Consider the following 7,841-nt stretch of genomic DNA (forward strand, 5'->3'; position numbering starts at 1 on the left):
TAGAGGGCCGACTTGATGGCGGTCTCGACCAGGGGCCGCTTCTCCTCGACGACGATGATCTCGTCGAGGCCGGCCGCGAAGTCGAGCAGCCCGGCGACATCGAGAGGCGCGACGAGTCCGAGTTTCAGGACGCGAATCCCGCTCTGGCCCAGGCGGTCCGGTGTGACGCCGAGGAGGGTCAGGGCCTCGAGGGTATTGCGATAGGTCTGGCCGGCGGCGACGATCCCGATCTTCCCGCGCTGGTCGCCGGCGATCTCGTCCAGGCCGTTGGCGCGGGCATAGCGCAGCGCCAGCTCGGGCCGTGCGCCGACGAGCGACTCCTCCAGTTGCGCCAACCCGGGCTGCAGGAAGCGGGCGTGCGGGGCGTGCACGAACTGCTGGCCGTCGATCGTGTTGTCCGGCAGCGTGATCGAGGGGTCGCCCAGGGTCACGGTCGCGCTGCCGTCTACGACATTGGTGGCGAGTTTCAGCGCCACCCACAATCCGCTGAAGCGCGACATCGCGATGCCGTGCAGGCCCAGGCGCAGAATGTCCTGCGGGTCGGCGGGGGCGAGCACCGGCATACCCAGTTCGGCGAGCGCCCACTCCGAGCTGCTCGGCACCGTCGAGCTCTTGGCGGTCGCGTCGTCGCCGACAAGCGCGAGCACCCCACCGAGCGGGGAGGCGCCGCCGAGGTTGCCGTGCCGCAGGGCGTCGGTGGCCCGGTCGAGGCCCGGCGCCTTGCCGTACCAATAGGCGGCCACCCCGTCGACGGTGCGGCTCGCCCGGGTGCTCGCGAGCTGCGAGCCGAGCACGGCGTTGGCGGCCAGTTCCTCGTTGACGGCGGGCCGGAAGACGACGCCGGCGGCCGCCAGCTGCTCGCCAAGCTGCAGCAGTTCCTTGTCGTAGCCGCCGAGTGGTGACCCCTCATACCCGCTGATGAAACCGCCGGTCCGCAGCCCGGCCGCCCGGTCCCGCCGCGCCTGGTCCAAGGGCAGGCGCACCAGCGCCTGCAGTCCGCCGAGGTGGATCTGGCCTGCGGTCGCGGTCAGCCGGTCGGCGATCCGGAAGTCCCGCGCCCGCGGGTCCGAGGTCTGGTCGTGGGTCGTCGCGCTCATTGCTCCCCTTCTGGCCGCCAGAGCACGGACACTACAGCGATTTCCCCAGTGGTGGACGGGGCATCGGCAGTCCGGGATGATGGCTCCTGTGTGTCGCACAACGGTGCCCAGTACCTGCCGCCTTGTGGTCACGACGTGGGAGCCCGACGACGTGGACGCACTGCTCACGATCCACGCGGACCCCGAGACGATGCGTTCGTTCGTCATGGCCGGCCGGAGACCCACGCCGAAGTCGCGGCCCTGATCGATAGGTACATCACCGAGCAGGATCGAGCGGGCTTCACGAGGTGGCGCGTTGCCGACCACGGCGGCTTGCTGGTCGGTCGAGCCGGGTTCGCCGCGTTCCGGGGCGGGCGCGAGCTGGGCTACACCATTCGCCGGGATCGTTGGGTCAGGGCCTGGCGACCGAGGTCGCGACCGCGCTGGTCGGTTGGCATCGACAGTTCGCTGACCACGTGCCCCTGTGGGCTTACGTCTCCCCGGGAAACCACGCCTGCACCCGCGTGCTGGACAAGGTCGGATTCCGGCGCCCGGGCGCCGTGGAGTGCAGGGGCGAGGTATGCCCGCCGTTCCGGCTGCCTGCTGGAGCCGAGCCCGGGGCCAGCCTGGGCTAGCCGGATTCGACGACGTGGCCCAGTTCGGCTGACGCCGTGAGTAGGGTCGAGCCATGACCCAGTTCATCGCCGGCGCCCGCGTCGAGACCGACGGCGGCGAGCCGTATGCCGTCATCGACCCGTCGACGGGCGAGACGATCACCGAGATCGCGCTCGGGGGCGACGAGCAGGTCGATGTCGCCGTCGCCGCCGCGCGGGCTGCGTATGCCGGCTGGTCCCGGGCGACCCCCGGGGAGCGGTCGGCCGTGCTCACCCGTTTCGCGGCCGAAGTCGACTCGCGCGCAGCGGAATTCGCGCAGGTCGAGTCCCGGCAGGCGGGCAAACCGATCCGGCTCGCGACCGAGTTCGACGTGCCGGGGACGGTGGACAATACCGCCTTCTTCGCGGGCGCCGCCCGGCATCTCGACGGCCTGGCCACCGCCGAATACTCACCCGATCACACCAGCAGCATCCGCCGCGAACCGATCGGGGTCGTCGGGTCCATCTCGCCGTGGAACTACCCCCTGCAGATGGCTGCCTGGAAGATCTTGCCCGCGGTCGCGGCCGGCAACACGATCGTCCTCAAACCGGCGGAGAACACGCCCTTGACGTCGGTGATGTTCGCCGAAGCCGCGACAGCGGCCGGGATGCCGCCCGGCGTGATCAACGTGGTCGTCGGCCGCGGGCCGGTCGCCGGCGCCCACCTGCTGCGCCACCCCGAGGTCAACATGGTCTCCTTCACCGGCTCCACGCGCGTCGGGCGCACCGTCCTCGAGGCCGCCTCGGCCACCGCGAAACGCGTCCACCTCGAGCTCGGCGGCAAAGCGCCCTTCGTCGTGTTCGACGACGCCGACCTGGAGGCCGCGATCCACGGCGCGGTCGCGGGCAGCCTGATCAACACCGGCCAGGACTGCACGGCCGCGACCCGCGCCATCGTGCACCGCTCGCGCTATGCCGATTTCGTGGCGGGAGTGGCGGATCTGTATGCCGCGGTCCGGCTCGGCCCGACCGCCGACCCGGCCACCGACCTCGGACCGCTGATCTCGATGGCCCATCGCGAGAAGGTCGCCAGCATGGTCGAGCGCGCCCGCTCGTATGCCCGGGTGGTCACCGGCGGTGCGGCGCCCGGCGGGGACCTGGCGGCCGGGTCCTATTACGCCCCCACCCTGCTCGCCGATGTCAACCCCGGTCAGGAAGTCTGGACCGACGAGATCTTCGGCCCCGTCCTGACCGTAACGGCCTTCGACAGCGACGACGAGGCGATCGCCCTGGCCAATGACACCGCATACGGCCTCGCGGCCTCCGCCTGGACCCGCGACGTCTATCGGGCCATGCGCGCCAGCGCGCAGATCCACGCCGGTTGCGTGTGGATCAACGACCACATTCCGATCATCAGCGAGATGCCGCACGGCGGGGTGAAGCAGTCCGGCTTCGGCAAGGACATGTCGGCCTACTCGTTCGAGGAGTACACGACCGTCAAGCACGTGATGTTCGACCGCACCGGCGACGCCGAAAAGGGTTGGCACCGCACGATATTCACCCTCCCGGGCTGAAACCAAGGAACCTCTGCTAGCAGAGGTTAGTCAAATCAGCACACCTACCTGGGTGCGCTGATTTGACTACCTTCTGCTAGCAGAGGTTGCTTGGCCCGCGGGCTACTTGGTGGTCAGGCGGAGGGTGAAGTCGGCGTCGCCGCCGTCCTGGGAGGCGCTGAACCCGAAGGCCGACAACGGCGCCAGGTTGGCCTTCTCGTCGGCCGGGATGTCGGCGCCGAACTGCTCGACGACCTTGGCGATGTCGACGAAGCCGGCCTGGGTGGCCTTGGCGTAGTCGGGCATCGCGGCGGTGAAGGTGGCGTTCTGGTCCAGGCCGGAACCGGTGGCGACGGCATCGGCATACGCCTGATCCATCGCCAGCGTGACGCCCTTGGCCGAGGAGAAGCCGAAGGCCTGCCCCTGTTCGGCGACCTTGCTCATCAGCTTCTGCACGACTGCCGGGTCGCCGTCGGTCCTCAGCGCGACCTTGGGCATGCCAGAGCCGGTGTCCATGCCGCCGAAGGCGATGGTCGTCTTGTTGCCGACGATCTTGACGATGTCCTCTGGCAGTTGGATGCCCAGCTGCTGCTCCGCCTCGGCGATCGGGTCGGAGCCGCCGGTCGAGCTGGTGAGGTCGGTGAAGCTCTTCTCGAGGTCAGCCCAGGTCTTGGTGAGCTGTTGGCCCAGGCCGGAGATGCTCACGGCGGCGATCGTGTCCGCCGGCAGCGCCGCGATGGCGCCGGCGTCCTTGCCCGGGTTGCCCGTCACCTTGGTGCCCTTGACGCTGCCGGCCAGCTCGAGGTTGGGGCCGTCGAAGCGCAACGCGGCAACCATGCGGCCGTCGCCGAACTGCTCCTTGACCTTGGCCATCTGCTCGGCGGGCAGGGAGTCGGTCCCGGTCGCGCCCGCGGCCGCGGCCAGGTCGAAGGCGCCCTTGACGTCGACCCACATGCTCGCGATGCCGTCCTCGCCGAGGTCCTTCATGTCCCCGGAGAAGTTCGCCGCCTTGGCCAGCGGGGCGTCGCCCGCGGCGAAAGCGGCCAGGTGCTCGGGCTTTTCGGCGCAGCGGACGAAGTCGGCCACGACATCACAGGTGGATCCGGTCGTCCCGGCCTTGGCGATGGCGGCCTTGGCCTTCGCCTCGTCCGTCGAGGCAAGGATCGCGACGGCCGCGACATCCTTGCCGCCATCCGTCGGCACCGCAGCGAAGGCGAACCGGTCGCCGAGCCACGGGGCGATGTCCGCGTCATACGACAGATCTTTGAAGGCGCCCTCCTTCTGGGCCTCTTCGAAGATCTTTCGGCGCAGGTCGGCGGTGTCGTCCATCCCGATCCTGTCCTTGAGCGCCGGGAACTTGCGCAGGAACCGCAGCGCGTCGATCTTCTGCCCGCTCGCCGGGTCCAGATCGATCTTGGCGAACATCACGGCGTTGGCCGGCACGATGTCCTCCGGCTGCGCACCCCCGCCGCCCAGCACGTTGACGGCGGCGGCGCCGCCGACAGCCAACCCGACCACGGCCATGCTCCCCACGACAGCGGCGGCAACCTTGCCCCGCGACATACCGCTGCGGGCGTCGGGTCCCGCACCCGAGCCTGCGGTCACGAATTCGACGTTGTCCGTCATCTGATTGCTCTCCCCTCACGTGGCCGCTTGGTCGCGGCACTCGTACGCATCGACGCTAGCGCGTCACGGGTGGTTCCCCAAGTCGGGTCATTCCCCCGGAGGCCCCTGAATTGCGCCGTAGGATGGCGGCGTAGTTCGACGCTCTGGGGGGCGTCGACACGAGCGCAGAGGCCAGGCTTAGGTGAGCATCTCCACACCCGTCGACGTGCGTGCGGATCTGATCCGCGTCGCCTACGCCCGGGTCCGCGCCGACGGCGTGAACTCCTTGCAGGCCCGGCGCATCACCAAGGAAGCGGGAGTATCGACCACCGCCGTCTACACCCACTTCGACGGCATGGCCGGGCTGCTCCTGGCCGTCGCCGCGCAGGCGTTCGCCGACTTCAGCGCCGCCATCGACGCGCCGGAGTTGACCGCGGACCCGCTCGCGGACCTGCTCGCCAGCGGCATCGCCTACCGCAACCTCGCCGCGTGCGAGCCGTTCGCCTACGAGCTTCTCTTCAACCGCTATGTCAGCGCCCGCGGGCCCGGGATGCGCACGGAGTTCACCACCGCCTTCCTCCCGCTGGACGACCCGGTCGGCGACACGGCCTGGTCGCACATCCGGCGGCGCGTCGAGGCCGTCATCGAGGCGGGCATCATCACCGAGCCCAACGCCGATGTGGCCACGACGCAACTCTGGTGCGGACTGCACGGTTTCGTCTGCCTCGACATCGCCGGTCATCTCGGACCCGACTACCAAGTGCCGGTCTTCCAAGGCCTGGCCTTCTCTCTGCTCGTCGGGCTGGGCGCGGACCGGTCCGACGTCGCCAGTGCCATCGGCCGCGCTGTCGAACGGGTCCCCCTCGCCGTGTGGACGGCCGGCGGGCACGACGCGTGACCGGCGCAGAGGTCGCCCTTTTCGGCATCGCTGCCGTGATCATCGGATACTCCAAGACCTCGGTCGGTGGCCTCGCGGTCGTCGCGGTCATGATCTTCGCCTCGGTCATGCCGGCCCGCGCCTCGACGGCCGCCATCTTGATGGTCCTGATCGTCGGTGACCTGTTCGCCATCTGGCACTACCGCCGCAACTGCGATGTCGCCCTGATCCGCGGACTGCTCCCCGGCGTGCTCCCCGGGTTGGTCCTCGGGTCGGTCTTCCTCGCCGTCGTCGACGACACGCTCCTGAAGCGCGCGATCGGTGCCTTGTTGCTCGCCATGGTGCTGCTGCAACTTCTCGTCAACTCCCGCCGCGAACAGATCGCCGAGCGCGCCCACGGACGCCTCCCCGCGCTCGCCGCCGGAGTGGGATCGGGCTTCGCGACGATGACCGCCAATGCCGCCGGTGCCGTGATGACCCTCTATCTCGTGGCCAAGCAGGTCGACAAGGTGCGCTTCGTCGGCACGAGCGCGTGGTTCTTCTTCCTCATCAATTGCGTCAAGGTCCCCTTCAGCGTCGGGCTGGGTCTGCTCGAGTGGACCGACGTATGGCGCGCGCTCGCCCTAACCCCGGCCGTCGCCGTGGGCGCGTGGCTCGGGGTGCACACCATCCGGCGGATCTCCCAGCGCGGCTTCGAAGTCGTCGTCCTGCTGGCCTCCGCCATCTCGGCCACTGTGCTGCTCCTGGCGTGAGCGCGCGGATCTGGCACCGTATGCCGGTGACGCGCACCCGGCATACCACCCTCGCCCTGGCCGCACTCGTGCTCGGCGGCGTCGGGATCGGGACGGACCGCCGAGTTCATCGCGATGGGCCTGTTGCCGGACACCGCGCGGGATCTGGGGGTGAGCATCCCCGCGGGTGGGGCGTCCATCGCCGCCTATGCCCTCGGTGTCGTCGTCGGCGCGCCGGTGCTGGCGGTCGCCGGTGCGGCCTGGCCGCGCCGCACCCTGCTCGTGGGTCTGCTGATCGTGCTCGCCGTCGGCAATGCCCTCGTGGCGCTGGCTCCGAACTTCGAGCTGCTCGTCGCCGCGCGGGCTCTGACGGGCCTGCCGCACGGCGCCTTCTTCGGCGTCGCCTCCCTCGCCGCCGTCGATCTGATGCCCCCCGGGATGGCCGGCCGCGCGGTCGGGCGGGTCATGCTGGGCATCCCGTTCGCCAACCTGTTCGGGGTCCCGGCGGGCACCTGGCTGGGGCAACAACTCGGCTGGCGCACCGCATACGGAGCAATCGCGATCCTGGCCCTGCTCTCCGCTCTCCTTGTGAGAGTCGCTGTGCCCCAGTCGTTTCCGCACCCTGACGGCGCGATGCGCCGCGAGCTGCGGGCGCTGCGCCGAGTGCAGGTGTGGCTCACTCTGCTGACTGCGGCCATCGGCTTCGGCGGGATGTTCGCGATGAACTCCTATATCGCGCCGACCTTCACCGAGGTGGCCGGTCAGCCGGCGTCTATCGTGCCGGTCGTGATGTTTCTGCTCGGCGTCGCCGGCCTGATCGGCACGCCGCTCGGTGGGCGGCTCGTCGACTGGTCGGTGCTGCGGACCATCGCGATCGGGCTCGGCGGCCTGGCGCTGAATCTCGCGCTGTTCACCGTGACCTCCCGCTGGCTGATCCCCGCCATCGTCAGCGTCATGCTCTGCTCGGTGTGCGCCGGCCTCCTCGTCGTCAGCCTGCAGTTGCGGTTGATGACCGTCGCCGGGGACGCGAAAAACCTTGGGGCAGCAAGCAATCACGCCGCGCTCAATGTCGCCAACGCCCTCGGCGCCTGGCTCGGCGGCGTGGTGCTGGCCGCCGGCTACGGATACACCGCCCCCTCCTGGGTCGGCGTCGCCCTGGCCGTATGCGGCGGCCTCGTCTTCGCCCTCTCCCTCGCCCTCCACCAGCGCGGCGGGCCCATCCGAGGAACCTCTGCTAGCAGAGGTTAGTCAAATCCGCACACCGTGCTAGCTGTGCTGATTTCACCAACTTCTGCTAGCAGAGGTTGCTCGGCGGGGGCGGGGCGGTCAGAAGTCCGTCCAGGCCGAACGCCAGGTCGAGCCGCCGTAGCCGCCGCCACCAAAACCGCCGGCGCCGCGGCTGCGGG

At 69.9% G+C, this 7,841-nt stretch carries 6 protein-coding genes and 1 pseudogene; 5 read left to right on the forward strand and 2 right to left on the reverse strand.

The window, feature by feature from the left end:
* Nucleotides 1-1,097 (reverse strand): annotated as a pseudogene (locus BN11_RS23800) (indolepyruvate ferredoxin oxidoreductase family protein); the annotation flags it as partial.
* Nucleotides 1,098-1,384: 287 nt separating this feature from the next.
* Between BN11_RS23800 and BN11_RS26170 the strand changes: the two are divergent.
* Together BN11_RS26170 and BN11_RS13040 are read left to right on the forward strand one after the other, a co-directional pair.
* On the forward strand, nt 1,385-1,711 hold the full coding sequence (locus BN11_RS26170; protein ID WP_407667985.1) for a GNAT family N-acetyltransferase: 327 nt from the start codon (nt 1,385-1,387) through the stop codon (nt 1,709-1,711).
* A 53-nt stretch (nt 1,712-1,764) separates the two neighbouring features.
* The gene (locus BN11_RS13040) at nt 1,765-3,243 is read left to right on the forward strand and encodes a gamma-aminobutyraldehyde dehydrogenase (RefSeq protein ID WP_048698351.1); all 1,479 of its coding nucleotides are present in this window, start codon (nt 1,765-1,767) and stop codon (nt 3,241-3,243) included.
* Nucleotides 3,244-3,345: 102 nt separating this feature from the next.
* On the opposite strand, the gene BN11_RS13045 is transcribed toward BN11_RS13040, so the two are convergent.
* The gene (locus BN11_RS13045; protein ID WP_048698353.1) at nt 3,346-4,848 is read right to left on the reverse strand and encodes a DUF3352 domain-containing protein; all 1,503 of its coding nucleotides are present in this window, start codon (nt 4,846-4,848) and stop codon (nt 3,346-3,348) included.
* A 181-nt stretch (nt 4,849-5,029) separates the two neighbouring features.
* On the opposite strand from BN11_RS13045, the gene BN11_RS13050 reads away from it, so the two are divergent.
* The 3 genes from BN11_RS13050 to BN11_RS13060 all read left to right on the forward strand — a co-directional run bounded on the left by BN11_RS13050 (nt 5,030) and on the right by BN11_RS13060 (nt 7,683).
* Nucleotides 5,030-5,725, forward strand: a complete 696-nt coding sequence (locus tag BN11_RS13050; RefSeq protein WP_048698354.1) for a TetR/AcrR family transcriptional regulator — start codon at nt 5,030-5,032, stop codon at nt 5,723-5,725.
* Nucleotides 5,722-6,456 carry a sulfite exporter TauE/SafE family protein gene (locus BN11_RS13055; protein ID WP_048701439.1) on the forward strand — a complete coding sequence of 245 codons (735 nt, stop codon included), beginning with the start codon at nt 5,722-5,724 and terminating at the stop codon, nt 6,454-6,456. The genes BN11_RS13050 and BN11_RS13055 overlap by 4 nt, the downstream gene beginning before the upstream one ends.
* A 150-nt stretch (nt 6,457-6,606) precedes the next feature.
* Nucleotides 6,607-7,683, forward strand: a complete 1,077-nt coding sequence (locus tag BN11_RS13060; RefSeq protein WP_235435467.1) for an MFS transporter — start codon at nt 6,607-6,609, stop codon at nt 7,681-7,683.
* Nucleotides 7,684-7,841: the final 158 nt, after the last annotated feature.

Source organism: Nostocoides australiense Ben110, assembly GCF_001050535.1.
Lineage (GTDB): Bacteria > Actinomycetota > Actinomycetes > Actinomycetales > Dermatophilaceae > Nostocoides_A > Nostocoides_A australiense.